Source organism: Streptomyces albofaciens JCM 4342 (assembly GCF_008634025.1).
Classification (GTDB): Bacteria; Actinomycetota; Actinomycetes; order Streptomycetales; family Streptomycetaceae; genus Streptomyces; species Streptomyces albofaciens.
The window spans coordinates 3,031,114-3,049,727 of the sequence record NZ_PDCM01000001.1 but is presented as its reverse complement, the minus strand read 5'-3'; the positions used below and the strand labels follow the sequence as shown (position 1 = coordinate 3,049,727).

Genomic DNA, 18,614 nt, shown 5'->3' with positions numbered 1-18,614 from the left:
CGCTGATCACGGTCCGCCCGCGCCGCCGCCGACGGCCGCGTCCCGGTCGTCCGCCGCCGAGCTGCCGTCCTCCCTCGGTGCCAGTGTGCCGAAGTCACCGGTGTCACCGAGGCGTACGACATACGGGCGCAGCCGCGTGTAGCGGATCGCGGTCAGCGAACAGGGTTCGACCGAGATTCGCTGGAACAGGTCGAAGTGCAGCCCGAGGGCGTCGGCGACCAGCGACTTGATGATGTCGCCGTGCGAGCACACGGCGTAGACGGCCTCGGGGCCGTGCGCGGCCTCGATCCGGGCGTTCCAGTCGCGGACCGCGTCCACGGCGCGCGCCTGCATGCCGCGCATCGACTCGCCACCGGGGAAGGCGGCGGCGGACGGGTGCTGCTGGACGACCTCCATCAGCGGCTCGTCGTTCAGCTCGGCCAGCTTGCGGCCCGACCAGTCGCCGTAGTCGCATTCGGTGACGCGGTCCTCGGTGTGCAGCGGCAGGCCGGGACGGGCGTCCAGAAGGGGCCGCACCGTCTCCAGGCAGCGTTGCAGCGGACTGCTCACGACGGCGGCCAGCGGAAGGTCCGCCAGACGGCCGGGGAGTGCCGCGGCCTGGGCGGCGCCGCGCTCGTCGAGGGCCACTCCGGGCGTCCGCCCGGCGAGCAGGCCGGAGGTGTTGGCGGTGGAGCGGCCGTGCCGTACGAGGATCAGCGTGGGCATGGCAGCCAGCCTACGTTCTTGACGGCGCGGCACCGGACGCAGGTCCGTGCGGCAGGGCCTTCACCACGGGCCCTTACAGACGGCGCCCAGGTGCGCACCCGTATGAATCCGGCACTCCACCCCGTGACCAACCACCCCCGCGCCCCGCCCTGCCCTGCGCTCCTGGCATGGTCCGGAAGGGCGAGTGACAATGCCCAGTGTGATCGTCGACTGCGCCATCTACCAGGACGGCCGCCGCACCGAAGGGCCGGAGGACTTCTCCGACGCCCTCGAAGCGGCGCGTACCGAAGGGCACTCCTTCCTGTGGCTCGGGCTGCACGAGCCCACGGAGGAGGAGTTCGACCGGGTCAGCAGCGAGTTCGGGCTGCACCCGCTCGCCGTGGAGGACGCGCTCAAGGCCCACCAGCGGCCGAAGCTGGAGGTGTACGACGACTCGCTGTTCGTGGTGCTCAAGCCGATCGCGTACGACGACGCGGCGGGCGCCATCTCCCCCAGCGAACTGATGATCTTCCTCGGCGACTCCTTCGTGGTCACCGTCCGGCACGGCGAGGCCAGCCCGCTCGCCGCGGTGCGCCGCCGGCTGGAGCACGAACCGGACGTCCTGCGGCACGGCCCCACCGCGGTGCTGTACGCGGTCGGCGACGCGGTCGTCGACCACTACATCGAGGTGGCCGCGGAACTCCAGGTGGACCTGGAGGAGTTGGAGGCCGAGGTGTTCGCCCCGTCCCGGGGCGGGGACAGCAACAACACGGCGGCGGCGATCTACGCGTTCAAGCGCGAGGTGCTGGAGTTCCGGCGGGCCACCAACCCGCTGGTGGAGCCGATGCTGCGCCTGCAGAACCCGGGGGTGCCCTTCGTGCACGACGAGGCCCGCCCGTTCTTCCGGGACGTCGGCGACCACCTCACCCGCGCCAACGAGTCGGTCGAGGGCCTGGACCGGCTGCTGTCGGACATCCTCAGCGCCCATCTGGCGCAGATGGGCGTGCGCCAGAACGACGACATGCGCAAGATCTCCGCGTGGGCGGCGCTGGCGGCCGTACCGACGCTGATAGCCGGTGTGTACGGCATGAACTTCGAGCACATGCCGGAGCTGAAGTGGTCCTGGGGCTACTACGGCATCCTGCTGCTGATGGTGGTCATCGAGCTGTTGCTGTACCGGACGTTCAAGCGCCGCGGCTGGCTGTGACGACGGAGCGCCGAGGGGCGCACGGACCACCGCCGCCCGCGTCACGCGCGCCCGTACGCCTCAGACGAACTCCGGTGCCGAGGCGGCCGGGCCGCCCAGCGCGTCGCGCCGCTCCGGGGGCCGCAGCGTGACCATCCGGCGCCGGCCGCCGAGCCGCTCGTACGCGTACACCGCGCGGATGCCGGCGGCGAGGACCGCGGACTTGGCCCGCGACCACCCCAGGATGCGGCCCATGTGGGCCATCACGGCCAGGCTGACGTCCCGGTAGACCTCGGTCTCCACGCGCGCGGAGTCGCGCAGCGTGCGCCGGATCACCGGGCCGTGGCCCTGCTCCACGAGGCGCAGCAGTTCCTCGTGGCAGTACGCGAGGTGGTTCTCCTCGTCCCGCGCGATCATCCGGACCGTCCGGCCGATCTCCGGGTGGTCGCCGAAGTGCTTCTTCAGCAAATCCATCTGCTCGGCGGCGCGCTGCTCGGTGACCCGGCTGTGCGCGAGGTAGACGACGATGTCCCGCTCGGTGAGCGGCTCGTCACGGCGCAGCTTGTCGTGGGCCAGGCCGATGCCCCGGCGCTCCAGAAGGGCGGTGTAGTCGGTGGCCTCGGGAACCGGCACCGGGGTCAGGCCACGCTTGCGCAGCAGGGCGTTGAACAGGCGTCCGTGCTTGTCCTCGTCGGCGCCGTGCCGGGCGACCTTGGGGGCCAGGGTGCGCAGGGACGCGGGGATCAGCGCGGCGATCCGGCCGTTCTCCCACCCGCCCTGTGCCTCGCCGCTGGCCGCGATGGAGCAGAAGAGCCGGTAGGACTCGTCGTGGTCGAGAATTTCCTGGAACACGCTTCGCGCCGAGAGCATCGGACACCTCCGGTACGCCACATCCGCACGCAAAAGAAGAGTAAAGAGCGGTGGATGGTGAGTGGCAACCGATGCGTCGGCCATCTCGTCCGTTCGGGTGACCCGCGGGGCGTCCGGAAGACGGAGCGCCGGTGGTACGGCGCACCGTCGCGTAACCACGCGGGCCGCGTCGGCGTTGTGCGGGATGACGGCCGTGGCGGGGAAGACCCCCGAGCCCCCACCACGGCCGCAGGCCTGCCCGGCGCGGACGGCAGGCCTCGGGGCCCTGTGTCACGACATGGGTTCCTACGCCAGCCCGGCGCGCTCCAGGGCCTCGGAGCCGGCCCGCAGCGAGGCGATCCGCTCCTCCAGCGTGAAGCCCGAGGGCGCCAGCGTCAGCGTGGTCACCCCGGCCGCCGCGTACGCCTGCATCCGGTCCGCGATGCGCTCGACGGAGCCCAGCAGCGTGGTCTGGTCGATCAGCTGCTGCGGGATCGCCGCCGCCGCGCCCTCCTTGTCGCCGGCCAGGTACTTGTCCTGGATCTCCGTCGCCTCCTTCTCGTAGCCCATGCGCCGCGCGAGCTGGTTGTAGAAGTTCTGCTTGCGGCTGCCCATGCCGCCCACGTAGAGCGCGGTGTACGGGCGGAAGGTGTCGGCGAGCGCGCTGACGTCCTTGTCGGCGCCGACGGCCAGCGGCAGCGTCGGGCAGATGTCGAAGCCCTCCAGCGTCTTGCCGGCCTTCTCCCGGCCCGCCCGGATGTGGGTGACGGCCGTCTCCTCCAGGTGGTCGGCGGAGGGGAAGATCAACAACGCGCCGTCGGCGATCTCGCCGGTCTGGGTGAGGTTCTTCGGGCCGATCGCGGCGATGTAGAGCGGGATGTGGGTGCGCTGCGGGTGCACGGTCAGCTTCAGCGGCTTGCCGGGGCCGCCGGGCAGCGGCAGCGTCCAGTGCTGCCCCTCGTAGGACAGCCGCTCGCGCGTCATCGCCTTACGGACGATCTCCACGTACTCGCGGGTCCGGGCCAGCGGCTTGTCGAACTTCACGCCGTACCAGCCCTCGGAGACCTGCGGCCCGGAGACGCCCAGACCCAGGCGGAAGCGGCCGCCGGACAGGGAGTCGAGGGTGGCGGCGGTCATCGCGGTCATCGCGGGCGTACGCGCCGGGATCTGGAAGATCGCCGAACCGACGTCGATGCGCTCGGTCTGGGCGGCGACCCAGGAGAGCACGGTGGGCGCGTCGGAGCCGTACGCCTCGGCGGCCCAGCAGACCGCGTAGCCGAGCCGGTCCGCCTCCTGCGCCACGGCCAGATTGTCCGCGTCCATCCCGGCGCCCCAGTAGCCGAGGTTGATCCCGAGCTTCATCGCGCTCCCCTTACTGATCAGTAACGTCGGTGTTCCGGGGACTCTAGCGCGGGGTGGTGCCGGGCGTCACCGGCCGGGCGGGTACGGACCCGGGTGCCGCGTTGTCCACAGGCCCGCGGCACACCCGGCGAGGGTTGTCCACAGGGTCCCCTGGCCCGGTCGACGGGCCAGTAATCTCAAGGTTCATGGAGCAAAGGCACCTCGGCCGTACGGGCCTGCGCGTGTCCCGTCTCGGCCTCGGCACACTGACCTGGGCCCGGGACACCGACGAGCACGACGCCGCCGAGCAGCTCAAGGCGTTCTGGGAGGCCGGCGGCACCCTCGTGGACACGGCGGACGTGTACGCGGACGGCGGCGCCGAGTACCTCCTCGGCCGCCTCTGCGAGCAGTTGGTGCCGCGCCGGGACCTGGTGATCGCGACCAAGGCGGGCAGCGTCCTGGACGCGGACCGCCGCGTCGACGGCTCCCGCCGCCACCTGCTGGACGCGCTGGACGCCTCGCTGGAACGTCTCGGCACGGACTACGTGGACCTCTGGCAGCTGCATGCCTTCGACCCGCACACCCCGCTGGAGGAGACCCTGCAGGCGCTCGACATCGCCGTGGCCACCGGCCGCGCGCGCTATGTGGGCGTCTCGAACTTCTCCGGCTGGCAGCTGGCCAAGGCGGCGACCTGGCAGCTGTCCGCGCCGACCATACGGACGCGCCTGGCCGGCACCCAGATGGAGTACTCCCTCCTCCAGCGCGGCATCGAACGGGAGCTGCTGCCCGCGGCGCGTGACCTGGGCGTCGGCCTGCTGCCCTCGTCGCCGCTGGGGCGCGGGGTGCTCACCGGCAAGTACCGGCACACCACCCCCGCCGACTCCCGCGGCGCCTCGGAACAGCTCGCGCCGTTCGTCGCCCCGTATCTGGACGACACGGCGAGCCGGATCGTCGAAGCGGTCACCACGGCCGCCGACGGCCTCGCCGTCACCGCGCTGCAAGTGGCTCTCGCGTGGGTGCGCGACCGCCCCGGAGTCGCCGCCCCGGTGGTCGGCGCACGCACGGCGCAGCAGCTCAGAGCCGCGTTGTCAGTGGAGACCCTTAGTCTTCCTGACGAGATCCGCCGGGCCCTGGACGACATCTCGGCCCCGGTGCACCACTACCCCGATCACGACTGGAGCACGCTGTGAGTACCGACCGCCTCTCCGACGAGGCCGCGCCCGAGCCCGCCGCGCCCGGCCCGGAGACCACCGAGGGGGAGACCGCCACGGCGGGCGACCCTGGGGCGGGCGCCTCCGGGGCGGGTGGTACGGACTCGGGGGCGGGGGCCGGTGCGACGGGCTCAGAGGCCGATGCGGGTGCCGGTGCCGCCGGTGCGGGTACCGGTGCCGCCGGTGCGGGTGCCGGTGCGGCGGACGCGGGCACCGGTTCGGCGGACGCGGGCACCGGTGCGGCGGACGCGGGTGCCGCCGAGCGGGGTGGTCTGCCGACCGCCGCGGCGCTGGCGGCGGCGGTGCGGGCCGTGGAGAGCGGTGAGCGGTCGGCGGACTCGTTCTTCACCGCGCGCTCCCCTCGGCCAGGTGGTGCGGGGGCAGCAGCGGGCGCCCGTAAGAACGGCGGCGTCCCGGCCCCGGCGGCCGGCTCCCGAAACCGCGCCGGGCAGGGCGCACCGGCAGGCGCACCGGCGGCCGGACCAGCAGGCCCCGCTCCGCAAGGCGCGGCTGCCGCCCGGCCCGGCCCGAGCGATGCCCGGAGCGGCGCTCAGGGCGGCGTCCAGAACGGCGCTCAGGGCGGTGCCCAAGGCCACAGCCACCCCGCCCCCAGCGGCGACGGCCCGGGCCGCCCCGCCCCCGCGGAGCACTCCGCCGCCCACCCGGCCACGACGGCCGACCTGGCCCCCGGGCTCGACGGCGTACGGCAGGTGCTGACGGCGGGCGGCGCCCCCGAGGCGCTGGCCGGGAAGACCGCCGAAACGCTCGGCGAGCGCGCGGCGGAAGCGCTGCGCGAGGACCCCTGGCAGCTGCTCTCCGTACCGGGCGTCCGTCCCGAGCAGGCCGACGGCTTCGCGCGGGCCCTGCTCGGCCCGGCCTGCGGCCCGGACGACGAGCGGCGCGCACAGGCCCTGGTCGGCTGGCTGCTGGAGCAGGCCGCCCTGGCCGGACACTCCGCGCTGGAGGCGTCCGCGCTGCGTGCCGCGCTCGCCCAGCGTTCCGTACCGGACCCGGACGAGGCCCTGCAGACGGCCATCGCGGAGGGCGCCGTGCTCGTCTTCCAGGACGCCGTCGAGACACCCGGAGCACGTCCGGCGGCGGACGACGAGGACGAGGAGCAGCCGGTCCGCGTCCTGCTCGGGCTCGACCGGTTCGCCATGGCCGAGGAGAGCGTCGCGGACGGCCTGGCCCGGCTGGTCAACACCTTCGAGGAGCCCTCCGACGCGGAAGGCGACACGGAAGGCGACGCGGGCGACGACACGGATGGCGGCCCGGGAGATGGCCTGGAAGACGACGCCTCCGACGGCGACGCGGGCGTTGCCGGGGCCGAGGAAGGCGGCGAAGAGCCCACCGCCGGGGCGCCCGAGCCGGACGCCGACTCCCTCGCCCGGCCCGCCCGGCAGCCGCGCCCGGCCCAGTGGGAAGCCGCCGCGACGGCCGCCCCCTCCCCTTCCGCCGCCGAGCTGATCCGCGCCGCGGCCCGCAACGGCCTGGTCGCGCACACCGGCGCCGAGGCCGCCCGCGCCGAGCCCGCCGCCCTGATCGCCGCGGCCCGCGCCCTCGGACTGCGCGCCTGCGGCGCCACCCACACGGCCGACGGCCGCGCCCGGCTGTCCCGACAGATCGCCGAGGCCACCGAGGCGTACGCGGACCTGGCCACGGCGCCGGGCGGCCCCGACGACGCCAAGGCCGCCGTCACGCTCTCCGGGCTGCTGGCCGGCCGCGAAGGCCCCGGCCGGGACGCGGACGGCGCGTTGGCGCTCGACCTCCTGGTCGTCCTGGACGCGCCCCAGCTCGAGCTGGAGACCGCCGCGATGCTCGTCGAGTCGCTGACCGACGGCACCCGGCTGGTGCTCAGCGGCGACCCCGGCGTGCTGTGGTCGGCCGGTCCCGGACGGCTCTTCGCCGATGTGCTCGCCGCCCGCTGCTGCCCCCAGATCGCCTCCCGCACCCCCGATTTCGGCCCGGTCGGCGAGCTGGTCTCCGGCATCGGCATCGGTGAGCTGAACCAGGTCGAGGCGCCCGGCAAGGAGGTGGTGATCGTCCCGGCCCGCGACCCGGGCGAGGCGGTGCACCGTACGGTGCAGCTCGTCGCCGACTCGGTGCCCCGCGCGATCGGGGTGCCCGCCGAACAGACCCAGGTCATCACCGTCGGCCACGGCGGCGCCGCAGGCACCCGCGCGCTGAACGCGGCCCTCAAGGAGCGGCTGAACCCGGGCCCCGGCCGGTTCGGCGGCTTCGACCCGGGCGACCGCGTCGTCTACTCCCCGGCCCCGGGCCGTACGGTCCCCGGCACGGTCACCGGTGCCGACGCGGCCGGTCTGCACCTGGAGTGCGCCGGTGCCCCCGTGGTCGTCCCGCGCGAACGGGTCGGCGCCGACACGGTCCGGCACGGCTGGGCGATCACCGCCCATCAGGCGGTCGGGACCCGCTGGCCGGCCGCCGTGGTGGTCCTGCCGGGCGACGCCGCCAAGGGCCTCACCCGCGCCTGGGTCTACACGGCCTTCGGCCGCGCCGAGCGCCATCTGTCGGTGGTGCAGGGCGTGGACCAGGCGCTGCCACGCGCGGTCGCCGAGATCCCGGCGAAGGAGCGCACCACCCGCCTGCGGACGCTGCTCCAGCTGCACACCGTCCAGGCCACGGCGGACGCCCTGGCCGGCTGACACCGGCACGGGGGTCCGGGCGCCGCGCCCGTACAGGCCGGTCAGCCTTCGCCCGTACGGGACCGTCCGGCACCCGCCGGTACGGGTACGGGGCCGGTACGGGCCAGGGCCAGGTACGGGTACCGGGCCAGTACGGGGCCAGCTAGTACGGGGCCAGGGCCAGTACGGGGCCGGGCGGCGCCCACCGCGTGGGACCGTCCGGCCCCCACCCGTACGAAGCCGGGCGCCGCCGCCACCCCACGGGACGCGTCGCCCGGCCCCAACCGGCACCGCCCGAGCCCCCGTAACCGCCCGCCTCGGCCGCCCCGCCCGCCCCGAAACCGGCCAAAGACCACCCAGGAAACGACCGAAGACCGCCCCCGGTCCCGGCCCCGGGCACCCCGGTCCCGGCGCGGAGCGCCCCAGGCCGCGACTCGACGGCGACCTCGACCGCGGCCCCCGGCCCCCGGCCCCCGGCCCCCGGCCCCCGGCCCCCGGCCCCCGGCCAACCAGGCAACCGCACACCCGGCCGAGCCCGATCCGGCCAGCCCCGCCCCTGGCCTCTCCCTGCCGCGTCATCTCTCCCTGTCGAGCCCCTCCAGCACATCGTCGTCGTCCGCGTCGCTTTCCAGGTCCTCGTCGAAGACGGAGCTGACGTCGAAGCGGCACACCACCCGCTGCGGGTCGGCCTGGTCGAACGGGGCGGAGAGCCACTCCCCGGGCTCGGGCATCTCGTCGGCGGCGATCACCCACAGCGTGGAGTCGCCCTCCTCCAGGCCGAACTCCTTGTGCCGGGTGGCGATCTCGTCCGGTTCGAACTCCCCGAAGAGCACGCCCAGCGCCGCGTGCACACTGCTGCCGACCACACCGGCCACCGATCCCGTGCCGCCGTTGACCGCCCTGGCCTCCGCCGCGGCGTCGGCGGCCGATTCGGGGTCGAGGTCGGCGATCCGCTGGGCCTGCGACAGCAGCCGCTGCGGTTCGGCCACCGCGTAGTCCCGCCGGATCAGCACGCTGAGCGCGCTGGGTTCCTCCGGCCCCGCGTAGGCGGGCAGCGTGTCGTTCCCGGGGATCTCGAAGGGAGTGACCTCGTCATAGGTGTCGTACAGCAGCTCGTCGTACGCCTCAGCCGCCGCGGCGAGTTCGTCGAACGCGGCGTAGACGGCGGGGTCGTCCTGGCCCGAGCGGTGTTCGACCGCGTCGAGGTGACGGTCCAGCGCGGCTTTGACCGCCTCGGCGGCGGCACGTACCTCGGCAGCGGAAGGCTGCGCAGCATCAGACATAGTGCAGACGCTATCCGTACCGGGGCCGGTCCCGCACAATAGATGCGATGCCGGAATACGAATTCTGCGATGTGTATGTGCCGCGAGGGGTCTCCCGCAAGGCCGCCACACGCCTGCTGACCGACCATGCCGAGTACGGACACTGGGAGTTGGACCGCCTGCGCCTCAATCCCGACGGCAGCCGCCGGGTGCGGCTGCGCCGCCGGATCATCCGCCAGATCCGCGCGACCTGGTGAGCGGCCACGGCCGCCGCGGCACGCGCCGTCCGAGGTGACCGCCGTGTCCGCGGCCATCGCCCGGACACGGCGGAGCGGGCCCCGCCGACGCGGGGCCCGCTCCGCCGTACCGGCCTGACGCCCAGGCCGGCCCGTCAGCGACGCCCAGGCCGGCCCGTCAGCGGCGTGCGGATCGCGCGCGGCGGTAGAGCACCGCACCACCGATCAGCAGGCCCGCGCTCGCCGGCAGCGCGACGCCGAGCGCACTCGAACCGGTCTGGGCGAGGTTCCCCTCCTCCTCGCCCTCGCCCTCGCCGTGGTCACCCTTGGGCGGGGTGACGATCTGCGTATGCGGAGTCGACTCCTCCAGCTGTGCGCGCGGCCCCCGTTCCTGCACGGCGCCCGCCGTGTCCGTCGTGTGCGGTGCCTGCCGTTCCGACGGAGTCGCCGGTTCGCCCGCGCGCTCCTCGGCCGGGGTGGTGGCGGGGCTGTCCGGGTTCCGCGGGCCGTCGCCGGACGGCTGCGGGCCCCGCGGGCCCGGGTGGTGCGGTGCCGGTCGGTCGGTGCCGGTTCCGGTGCCGTCGCCGGTGCTGCTGCCGTCGGCGGCGCAGCCGTTGGCGTTGACGGGGTTGCCGAGTCCGACGACGTTGACGGAATTCCCGCAGGCATTGACCGGCGCGTGGACCGGTGCCTGTACGTGGTTGCCCGAGACGGTGCCCGGCGAACCCTGCGCCGAGCCCTGCGCCCCGGCGCCGCCCTGTCCGTTGCCGCCGTGACCACGGCCGCCGTGCGCGCCGCCGCGGGAACCGCCGCCGTCGGCGCACCCGTTTCCCATGGCGGGATTCAACAGCCCGACGACATTGGCGGAATTCCCGCAGGCTTGCACCGGGATGTCCACGGGAAGTTGGCCGGCATTTCCGCCCAACACCCCCGGGGAATGCGCCGCATTCCCCTGCGCACCGGAATCCGCGTGCGCGTAGCCGCTCGCGACGGCCAGCACACCGCTCGCTGCCGCAATCGTGATCAGGCCCTTTTTCCCGACCTGTCGCATAGGTTTGCTCTCCCCTGCCTTTGACCTGCCGAATGGCCCGCGGAACGCCTGGCGTCCGCGGGCCGGAACAACCGTCGGCTCCGGAGTGCATGGCGCGCACTCCGGAGCCGACCGGGTTTACAGCCTTACGGGTTCAGGCACCGCGTCAGTCGTTGACGCAGGTGTTGCCAAAGGCAGGGTTCAGCAGCCCGATGATGTCAATCGTGTTGCCGCACAGGTTGATCGGCACGTGGATCGGGACCTGGACGGCGTTGCCCGAAATGACGCCCGGGGAGTTCAGGGCGGCGCCCTGCGTCCCCGCGTCGGCGACGGCCATGCCCGCGCCGGCGAGCACCAGACCACCGGTGGCAGCCGCGGCGGCGACGACCTTCTTGATCATTATTCCTCCTTGTTGGCAATGCGGTCCCAGCCGCGGACCGCACCCTCTGCAACGAGGAGAAGGTGATGAAGCTACGAGCCTATGACGCCATTCACTCGTTCCGGCTAAATACGTACGCCTGGGCGATTGCCCGCACCGCGTGCGAGGCCGGGCGGGGGAAGTCCCGTGCGCCGGCACGGGAATTCGCCTCAGCTCTGCTCGATGAACCGGTCGAGCACACGCGTACCGAACTTCAGTCCGTCCACCGGCACCCGCTCGTCCACGCCGTGGAACATTCCGGCGAAGTCCAGCTCCGGCGGCAGCTTCAGCGGCGCGAAGCCGAAGCACCGGATTCCGAGGTCGTCGAACGACTTCGCGTCCGTACCGCCGGAGAGCATGTACGGAACGGCCCGCGCGATCGGGTCCTCGGCCTTCAGCGCCGACTGCATGGCCGCCACCAGGGGACCGTCGAAACTGGTCTCCAGTGCCTTGTCGGCATGAATGTCCTCACGCTTGACCCGCGGGCCGAGAATCCGGTCCAGATCGGCGAGGAATTCCTCCTCGTGCCCGGGCAGGAACCGGCCGTCGACGGCCGCGGTCGCCTGGCCCGGGATGACGTTGACCTTGTACCCGGCGCCCAGTTGGGTCGGCGCCGCGGTGTTCTGCAGCGTAGCGCCGATGATCTTGGCGATGCCGCCCAGCTTGGCGAGCGTCTCCTCCATGTCCTCCGGGTCCAGCTCGGTGCCCAGGGCGTCCGACAGCTCGTCCAGGAAGGACCGTACGGTCTTGGTCACGCGCACCGGGAACTTGTGCCGCCCGAGCCGCCCGACCGCCTCGCACAGCTCGGTGATCGCGTTGTCGCTGTTGGTCATCGACCCGTGACCGGCGGTGCCGTCCACGGTGAGCCGCATCCAGTGCATGCCCTTCTGGGCCGTCTCGACCAAGTACAGCCGCAGGTTCTCGTTGACGGTGAAGGAGAAGCCGCCGACCTCGCCGATGGCCTCCGTCACGCCCTCGAAGAGCCCGGGGTGCTTGTCGACGAGGTGGCGGGCGCCGTAGACGCCGCCGGCCTCCTCGTCGGCGAGGAAGGCCAGCACGATGTCGCGCGGCGGCTTGCGGCCGGAGCGCAGCCGGTCGCGGACGACCGCGAGCGTCATCGCGTCCATGTCCTTCATGTCGACCGCGCCGCGGCCCCACACGCACCCGTCCGCGATCTCCCCGGAGAAGGGGTGGTGGGTCCAGTCCGCCGCGTTGGCGGGCACCACGTCGGTGTGGCCGTGGATGAGCAGCGCGGGCCGCGACGGGTCCGCGCCCTCGATGCGGGCCACGGTGGAGGCCCGGCCCTTGTGCGACTCGATGATCTGCGGCTCCAGCCCGACCTCGGCGAGCTTCTCCGCCACGTATTCGGCGGCGGCCCGCTCACCCGGCCCGGAGTGGTCGCCGTAGTTGCTCGTATCGATCCTGATCAGGTCCCGGCACAGGTCGACGACCTCGTCCTCGCCGGTGACCGTACGGGCCGGCTGCGATTCGCTCACACTGCCTCCTCATGGTTCACGGCCGCGCCGTCCTCCCGAAGGGGCCCGGACCGCGGCGGGGGTCCACCGCCATCCTCCCCCTCGGCGGCGCTGCGCCCAAGGCCGCAATGCTCCCGACATCCGCTGGTCACAGGCGCGCCCCCGACGCATCCCGGCCGTGATCGACCACCCCTGAACGTTTGCTATTGTTTTCCATGTCGGAACGGCCGAGGGCCGGACCGGCAGACACCTGGTCCGGGTGGCGGAATGGCAGACGCGCTAGCTTGAGGTGCTAGTGCCCTTTATCGGGCGTGGGGGTTCAAGTCCCCCCTCGGACACCACGGAGAAGACCCCAGTTCACCTGGGGTCTTCCGCTTTTCCCAGGCAAGATCCGGCTCGACCCGACTCGTGTCCGGCCCGTTCCACGCCCGTTCCCCGCCCGGCCCCGGCTCGATCCCCGCCCGGCCCCGGCTTGACCACTCGATCCCCGCTCGATCCCAGCTTGATCCCGGAACGTGACCGAGATCGTCGTTGGCCGCCCGATCCGCTCGCTAGCCTTCGCGCATGGGTGTTCACGTCGTCATAGGTTTCGGCCCCGCCGGGGCGGCCACGGCTCGGCTGCTGGTCAAAAAGGGGCGTTCTGTCCGGGTCGTCACGCGGTCGGGCGGTCCCGCCGAGCCGGGGATCGAGCATGTCGCGCTGGACGCGGCGGTGCCGGAACGGCTGGCGGAGGCCGCGCGGGACGCGACCGCGCTCTACAACTGCGCCTCGCCGCCGTACCACCGCTGGACGCGCGACTGGCCGCCGCTCGCCGCGTCGGTCAACCACGCGGCCGAGCGGACCGGCGCGGTCCTCGTCCTGCTGGGCAACCTCTACGGGTACGGGCCGGTCCCGGGTGAGCTGACCGAGGACCTGCCGCTGGCCGCGACGGGAACCAAGGGACGCGTCCGGGCCGACATCTGGGAGCAGGCGCTGACCCTGCACGAGAAGGGCCGCATCCGGGTGGCCGAAGTACGCGCGTCGGACTTCTTCGGTCCGGGCGTGACCGACGGCGGCCACCTGGCCTCCCGGGTCGTCCCGCGCCTCCTGGCGGGCAAGCCGGTCTCCGTCCTCGGCGACCCGGACGCGCCGCACAGCTGGACCTACCTCCCCGACGTGGCGAGGACCCTGGTCGAGGTCGCGGAACGGGAGAGCGCCTGGGGCCGCGCCTGGCACGTACCGACCGTGCCACCGCTGTCCGTCCGGGAGATGACCGGCCGGCTCGCGGAACAGGCGCGGGTGCGGCCGGTTCCGGTACGGCGGCTGCCGTCGGCGGTGCTGCGCGCGGCATCGCTCGTATCGCCGCTGCTGCGGGAACTCCAGGAGGTCCGTTACCAGTTCGACCGGCCGTTCGTGATGGATTCGTCCGCGTACCGCGAGGCGTTCGGCGCGGACGCGACACCGCTCGATCACCAGCTCGCGGCGACCGTGGACTGGTGGCGGGCGCGCCTGGAGCGCGCGTGAGCCGGGCCTGCCCGGCGGGAGAGGACGGCAGAAGAAGGGAGAGGCTTCCTCGGCTCATCGCGCCGGCGCCGTGCGACCGTGGCGACCGGCCGCCGCCGCGACGAGCTCTCCCTCATGCGGACACCCCCGTCGTCCGCTTGAGTGGACAAGGAAACCACTCTGTTCATCTCCGCTAACGCGATCCCGACGTTAAGTGCAAGTCAGGGTCCTGTCAACTAGGATGGGTTGGCACTCCGAGGCAGCTCACCCCGGCGCATGAGAAGGAGCCCCGATGTCGTCACTGGCCGGGAAGGTCGACAAGCTGTTCACCACGATCCGCGCGAACGGCCGCGAGTACACGTACGAGGAAGTCGCGCGCGGGTGCAGCGAGTTGAGCGGCGGTACGTTCTCCAAGACGTATGTCTGGCAGCTGCGCACCGGTCAGCGCACCAACCCCACCAAGCGTCATCTGGAGGCCCTCGCGGCGTTCTTCCGGGTGCCGGTGGCGTACTTCTTCGACGACGACACCGCCGACCGCGTCGACTCCCAGCTCGCCCTCGCCTCGGCGATGGGCAACGCCGAGGTGCGGGACATCGCGCTGCGCGCCATGAGCATGGACGACTCCGGCCGCAAGTCCCTGGCCCGCATCATCCGCGAGGTCAGCAAGATGCACGCCACCACGGCCGCGGCGCGCGGCCGTCAGCCGAACGAGCCGGTCGACAGCGAGGAGTAGTGCTCCGGATGCCTTTCCCCTGGCGTGGCCGCCACGGCAGAGGGCCTTCCGGGCTGAAGGCCCTGCGCCGGCAGTGCCGGGAAAAGCTGGCTTCGTACGGGCTCCCGCCCGCCTACGACCTCCCGCTGCTCTGCGACCACCTGGCCCGGGTGCGGGACCGGGAGATCCAGCTGGTGGCCATGCCGATGGACACCTCGGGGCCGTGCGGGCTGTGGCTGTCCTTCCCCGGCACGGACTACGTCGTCTACGAGGCCCACACCAGCCGGCACCACCAGGAGCACATCATCGCCCACGAACTGGCCCACATGATCTGCGGCCACCACGGCGTGGGCGTGCCCGGGGACGACTCCGGGACCCAGCTCTTCCCGGACCTCGACCCGTCCCTCGTGCAGGACCTGCTGTACCGCGAGAACTACTCGGACGCCCAGGAACAGGAAGCCGAGGTCATGGCCTTTCTCCTCGGGGAGCGGCTGCGGGCCGGCACCCGCGGGGGCGCGGACGCGCCGGACCCCAACAGCGTGCTGGGCCGCATCCACGGTTCGCTGAACTGGCGCCGCGAGGACGGTTCATGAACGGCATCACCCACATCCGGTACCCGATCGCCGCGCTGGCCTGCTGGATCGCGTTCGCCTACACCCTCGTACCGCTGCTGCGCGGGCACCGCCGCAACGCCGGACTGATCGCGCTGTGCGCCTCGTTCGGGTGCCAGGGCATGTACCTGTCCATGTCCACCCCGGTCCGCTGGACAGGCACCCTGTTCGGCACCATCACCTGGTACAACGTCTCGGTCCAGCTGTGGATCATCGCGGTGCTGGCCTGCCAGCAGATCCTCCTCATCCACTGGATACACCCCAGGGCCGAGGCGCGCGTGCGGGCCCGGCGGCGGCTGCTGCTCCTCGCGACGGTGCCGGTGACGATGGTGGTGCTGTTCTTCCTGGCGACCCTTCAGGGCCCGCCCCGCAATGTCTTCACGCGCCCCGGCGACCAGCCGTTCTTCGTCGCCTACCAGGCCGCGTACCTCACCGCGTTCGTGGTCGGCAAGGTCCTGGTGGCCCGCGCCTGCTGGCACTTCGCCAAGCTCACCGACCACCGCTGGGTGCGCCGCGGGCTGCGCATCGCCGCGGCCGGCGCCGTCATCGAACTGGTCTACCCGGCCGGGCGCTACGCCGACGTCTTCCTCGCGCAGTACGGCTGGAACCCGATGCGCTGGTCCGACGTGTCCCGTACGACGCTCACCATCGGCATGGTCCTGAACATCGTCGGCTGGACCGCCCCGCTGTGGGGGCCGCGGGTCTCCGCCGCCCGCAGCTGGCTGGCCGACTACCGCAGTTACCGGCTGCTGCGCCCGCTGTGGCAGGCGCTGCACCAGGCACATCCGGAGATCTCCCTGCCGTCCAGCACCGGCAGCGACCTGTCGGCCCTGTACGACCTGCGCTTCCACCTGCACCGCCGGGTGATCGAGATCCGGGACGGCTGTCTGGCGCTGCGCGGGCACCACGGCGATCCGGGCGCGGTGCTGATGCCGGGGCAGGGGGCCGCGGCGGAGCGGCACGCGGAGGTCGAGGCGGCGCACATCGCGGCGGCGCTCGCGGCCGGGCCACGGCCGCCGGGCCCCGAGGCGGACGGTCCGGCCGGCGTGGACGGGCCGTCGGGACCGAACGGGGTGCCGGTGCCCGCCGCGGCGGGCGGCCCGGACTTCTCCGCCGACGTGGCGTGGCTGGTCGAGGTGTCCCGCGCGTTCGCCCGGGTCCGGCCCGCGGTGGCACAGACCGGGCGGTGACCGTACGCCTGCGGGCGGGAGGGGGCCGTACGCCTGCGGATCGGAAGGTGGCCGTACGCGTACGGGCCGGACGGTGACCGTACGCGTACGGGCCGGGCGGTGGCCATACGCGTACGGGCCGGGCAGTCACCGTGCGGCCCCCGCCTCACCCGCGCGCTACCCCGCGAACGCCGTCCCCGGCAGCCCCTGCCCCACCCCGGGCACCACGAACAGATTGCCCGCCTCCGGCTCGGCGTCGCCCAGGTCGCGGCGGGCCGAGGTGACGTAGAGGTCGGTCAGGTCCGGGCCGCCGAAGCCGCAGGCGGTGGTCAGCGAGGCGGGGAAGGTGATCTCGCGGTCCAGCCGGCCGTCCGGGGCGTAGCGGCGGACCGCTCCCCCGCGGAAGAGCGCCACCCACACACCGCCGTCGGTGTCGGCGCACATGCCGTCCGGCACACCGTCGGTGCCGGTGATCTCGGCGAACACCCGGCGGTTGGCGGCCTTGCCGGTGTCGAGGTCGTAGTCGAAGACGTCGATGCGGCGGGTCGGGGTGTCGACGTAGTACATGCGGGTCGCGTCCGGGCTCCAGGTGATGCCGTTGCTGAGCCGTACGCCGGTGGCCGCGGTGTGCGTCGTGCCGTCGGCGTCGATGCGCGCCAGCCAGCCGGGCGCGGTCTCGCCGGCGATGGTGCCCAGCCACAGGCGGCCGCGGCCGTCGACGCTCGCGTCGTTGCCGCGTACGCCCTGCTCCGACCACTCGGCCAGCCAGCGGCGGGTGCCGTCCGGGCCGGCGACCGCGACGCCGTCGCGCAGGCTCAGGACGAGGCCGCCGTCGGCCCGGGGCAGCGCCGCGGCCACCGGCTGGTCGACCTCGGTGACGGTGTCGGTGCCGTCGGCGGGGCGATAGCGGTGGATCCCGCCGTTGTTCATGTCCACCCACAGCAGCGTGCCGTCGGAGGCGTCCCAGGTCGGGCATTCGGCAAAGTGCGCCCGTACGGCCAGGGCGACTTCAACACTCACAGTGCACATTCTCCTCGGGAGCGGGAATCATGGGCCGGGCGCCGCTCCCGGAACCGGCCGGGAGCGGTCCGGTTCATCCGGTCAGTACGGGTCCGAGCGCGTCCATCAGCACCGCCGTGCCGTCCCCGTCGAGCACGTCGACGACGGGCAGGCCCAGGGGGCGCAGGCTGTCCACGTTCTCCCGGCCGCGGGTGGCGACGGCGACGACCGGGGCGCCGCCCAGCTCCTCCACGATACGGATCTCGCTGCGCGGGTCGTGCACGGGCAGGTGCTCCCAGTGGTAGCGCCGGGAGCGGCGCGGGTCGTGCACGAAGACCACGGCGTCGGGCTGCGAGCCCTGGAGGATCGCGGTGGCCAGGCCGCCGAAGGCCGGGTGCAGCACGGACGCCTGGCCCTTGATGATCAGCAGGTCGTGCCGGGGGTCGGCGCGCTGCACCAGGTGTTCGACGAGCCCGGCCGCCTGGAAGACGGGGGTGCGGTCGATGATCGCGCCTTCCGTGCAGCCGGCCAGCAGGCAGGTCTGGCCGGTGCCCACGTATCCGGCGTCGATACCGCGCGCCCGTGCCTCCCGGTGCAATTGGAGGGCGACGGTCCGCTTTCCCACGACACAGTCGCTGCCCGCCACGTGCACCAGTTTGGCGCGGGACCGCCGGAGACGGCCGGAATACTTCGGCAACTCGTCGTACGGGCGGCGGACATCGACCAGTTGTTGGCCGTCCGCCGTCTTTTCGGCGAATTCCGTGTGGCGCAGCTGGAGGTGGAGGCAGGAAATGACGTGCAGGCCGTTGCGTACGGCGGTGGCGATCTGCTCCCACCAGAATTCCGGGAGGTCTCCGGGCTGCCGCGGCGCGTGCTTCACCTCACCGTCCACCACCTCGACGTGGTCGGACTCGGTCATCGCGATGACCAGCGCTTCCGGCTGGAAGCGCAGCGCCTCCTCCAGTGAGGAGACGACCGGGACATCGGTGCCGGGCACCACGGACGCGGTGCTGTCGGAGGTGTGCAGGCGGTCGACGACCGCCACGGCTTCGAGAACGGTGCTGTGCCGCAGCACCCCTTGCGCCGTCTTGCCTTCGAGAAGGCCGAAAACTCCGTCGGCGAAGAGCACGGAACGAAGCGGAAGCCGCGGAAACCCGGAAAGGACCATACCCGAAACCCTACCCACCCGGAACTCGCCCGTGGAATGCCGAAGGTGGCCTTGACACAAGCGGGTTGGTGTCCCGGCAAAGGCAAAGGGGCCGCCCGGCCGCCCGCTTTCCCGCGGTGTCCCGCATACCGTGACGGCG

The 18,614-nt window shown here is 73.0% G+C and carries 17 protein-coding genes and 1 tRNA gene; 9 read left to right on the top strand and 9 right to left on the bottom strand.

What is annotated here, in order from left to right; genetic code table 11:
- Positions 1-6: 6 nt before the first annotated feature.
- The gene (locus tag CP973_RS13710) at positions 7-705 is read right to left on the bottom strand and encodes a histidine phosphatase family protein (protein ID WP_150240568.1); all 699 of its coding nucleotides are present in this window, start codon (positions 703-705) and stop codon (positions 7-9) included.
- A 190-nt stretch (positions 706-895) separates the two neighbouring features.
- Here CP973_RS13710 and corA point away from each other — a divergent pair, with 190 nt between their 5' ends.
- A complete protein-coding gene (gene corA, locus CP973_RS13705; protein ID WP_208853176.1) occupies positions 896-1,891 on the top strand; it encodes a magnesium/cobalt transporter CorA in 996 nt (331 codons plus the stop codon).
- Positions 1,892-1,951: 60 nt separating this feature from the next.
- On the opposite strand, the gene CP973_RS13700 is transcribed toward corA, so the two are convergent.
- Positions 1,952-2,740 (bottom strand): ferritin family protein, encoded by a 789-nt coding sequence (locus CP973_RS13700; RefSeq protein WP_150240566.1) that lies wholly within the window; start codon positions 2,738-2,740, stop codon positions 1,952-1,954.
- Positions 2,741-3,025: 285 nt separating this feature from the next.
- Complete coding sequence (locus CP973_RS13695; protein WP_150240564.1) at positions 3,026-4,081, bottom strand: LLM class F420-dependent oxidoreductase; 1,056 nt, start codon at positions 4,079-4,081, stop codon at positions 3,026-3,028.
- A 185-nt stretch (positions 4,082-4,266) separates the two neighbouring features.
- On the opposite strand from CP973_RS13695, the gene CP973_RS13690 reads away from it, so the two are divergent.
- Complete coding sequence (locus CP973_RS13690) at positions 4,267-5,250, top strand: aldo/keto reductase (RefSeq protein ID WP_150240562.1); 984 nt, start codon at positions 4,267-4,269, stop codon at positions 5,248-5,250.
- Positions 5,247-7,934: a helix-hairpin-helix domain-containing protein gene (locus CP973_RS13685; RefSeq protein WP_150240560.1), complete on the top strand. Its 2,688-nt coding sequence runs from the start codon at positions 5,247-5,249 to the stop codon at positions 7,932-7,934. Before CP973_RS13690 ends, CP973_RS13685 begins: the two co-directional genes overlap by 4 nt.
- Before the next feature lie 554 nt (positions 7,935-8,488).
- On the opposite strand, the gene CP973_RS13680 is transcribed toward CP973_RS13685, so the two are convergent.
- Positions 8,489-9,196, bottom strand: coding sequence for a hypothetical protein (locus CP973_RS13680; RefSeq protein WP_150240558.1), 708 nt, complete (start codon positions 9,194-9,196; stop codon positions 8,489-8,491).
- 47 nt (positions 9,197-9,243) lie between these two features.
- On the opposite strand from CP973_RS13680, the gene CP973_RS13675 reads away from it, so the two are divergent.
- Positions 9,244-9,432 (top strand): DUF5703 family protein, encoded by a 189-nt coding sequence (locus CP973_RS13675; protein WP_003986762.1) that lies wholly within the window; start codon positions 9,244-9,246, stop codon positions 9,430-9,432.
- A 157-nt stretch (positions 9,433-9,589) separates the two neighbouring features.
- Here CP973_RS13675 and CP973_RS13670 read toward each other — a convergent pair whose 3' ends face one another.
- The 3 genes from CP973_RS13670 to CP973_RS13660 all read right to left on the bottom strand — a co-directional run bounded on the left by CP973_RS13670 (position 9,590) and on the right by CP973_RS13660 (position 12,355).
- Positions 9,590-10,462, bottom strand: coding sequence for a chaplin (locus CP973_RS13670; RefSeq protein WP_150240556.1), 873 nt, complete (start codon positions 10,460-10,462; stop codon positions 9,590-9,592).
- Positions 10,463-10,607: 145 nt separating this feature from the next.
- Entirely contained in the window at positions 10,608-10,841 is a 234-nt protein-coding gene (locus CP973_RS13665; protein ID WP_150240554.1) for a chaplin, read from the bottom strand.
- Positions 10,842-11,029: 188 nt separating this feature from the next.
- Positions 11,030-12,355: a M20/M25/M40 family metallo-hydrolase gene (locus CP973_RS13660; RefSeq protein WP_150240552.1), complete on the bottom strand. Its 1,326-nt coding sequence runs from the start codon at positions 12,353-12,355 to the stop codon at positions 11,030-11,032.
- Between the two features lie 232 nt (positions 12,356-12,587).
- Here CP973_RS13660 and CP973_RS13655 point away from each other — a divergent pair.
- The 5 genes from CP973_RS13655 to CP973_RS13635 all read left to right on the top strand — a co-directional run bounded on the left by CP973_RS13655 (position 12,588) and on the right by CP973_RS13635 (position 16,329).
- A tRNA-Leu gene (locus CP973_RS13655) sits at positions 12,588-12,675 on the top strand.
- 223 nt (positions 12,676-12,898) lie between these two features.
- A complete protein-coding gene (locus tag CP973_RS13650) occupies positions 12,899-13,837 on the top strand; it encodes an NAD-dependent epimerase/dehydratase family protein (RefSeq protein ID WP_150240550.1) in 939 nt (312 codons plus the stop codon).
- Positions 13,838-14,108: 271 nt separating this feature from the next.
- Positions 14,109-14,549 (top strand): helix-turn-helix transcriptional regulator, encoded by a 441-nt coding sequence (locus CP973_RS13645; protein ID WP_003986767.1) that lies wholly within the window; start codon positions 14,109-14,111, stop codon positions 14,547-14,549.
- A gap of 8 nt (positions 14,550-14,557) precedes the next feature.
- A complete protein-coding gene (locus tag CP973_RS13640) occupies positions 14,558-15,121 on the top strand; it encodes an ImmA/IrrE family metallo-endopeptidase (RefSeq protein WP_244409472.1) in 564 nt (187 codons plus the stop codon).
- Entirely contained in the window at positions 15,118-16,329 is a 1,212-nt protein-coding gene (locus tag CP973_RS13635) for an MAB_1171c family putative transporter (RefSeq protein ID WP_150240548.1), read from the top strand. The genes CP973_RS13640 and CP973_RS13635 overlap by 4 nt, the downstream gene beginning before the upstream one ends.
- 156 nt (positions 16,330-16,485) lie before the next feature.
- Here CP973_RS13635 and CP973_RS13630 read toward each other — a convergent pair whose 3' ends face one another.
- The gene (locus CP973_RS13630; protein ID WP_150240547.1) at positions 16,486-17,337 is read right to left on the bottom strand and encodes an SMP-30/gluconolactonase/LRE family protein; all 852 of its coding nucleotides are present in this window, start codon (positions 17,335-17,337) and stop codon (positions 16,486-16,488) included.
- Positions 17,338-17,401: 64 nt separating this feature from the next.
- Positions 17,402-18,436, bottom strand: a complete 1,035-nt coding sequence (locus CP973_RS13625) for a DUF1611 domain-containing protein (protein WP_167538328.1) — start codon at positions 18,434-18,436, stop codon at positions 17,402-17,404.
- Between the last annotated feature and the right edge of the window lie 178 nt (positions 18,437-18,614).